Source organism: Oleiphilus sp. HI0123 (assembly GCF_001635315.1).
In genome coordinates, this window is the sequence record NZ_LWGE01000533.1 from 1 (window position 1) to 376 (window position 376).

Below are 376 nucleotides of genomic sequence, written 5' to 3' on the forward strand. Positions count from 1 at the left end.
TTGTGGGTAAAGGGCAGCGCGAGTTTAGTAACTTTCTGAAGGTGCTCGATGAGCGCTTGAGTAAAGTTCAGGACTTTTTGGTAGAGAGTCAGAGTATTGATGACACCTGGCAAGATAAAAACGAAAAATTTGATCAACATATGCGTGATCAAGTCGATGAAATGACTCAGCGTGTGGGAAAAGCTGTCGATATAGATGATTTGAAACGATCTATTTCGGAGCACTTGGACAGCATATCCAGTGCTGTAGATCAGCATGCTGGTGATGCAGTTGAACACCAGCAAGCAAAAGAAGAAGAGGTCGAGGTCCTAAAAGAGCGCATCAAAGCGATGGAAGAAGAGACTCGTTATATTCGTAAACGCTTGAAGGAAGAGCG

The 376-nt window shown here is 43.9% G+C and carries 1 pseudogene; it reads left to right on the top strand.

The annotated features are described in order from the left end of the window. Positions 1-376, top strand: a pseudogene (locus A3761_RS26995) (GGDEF domain-containing protein); the annotation flags it as partial.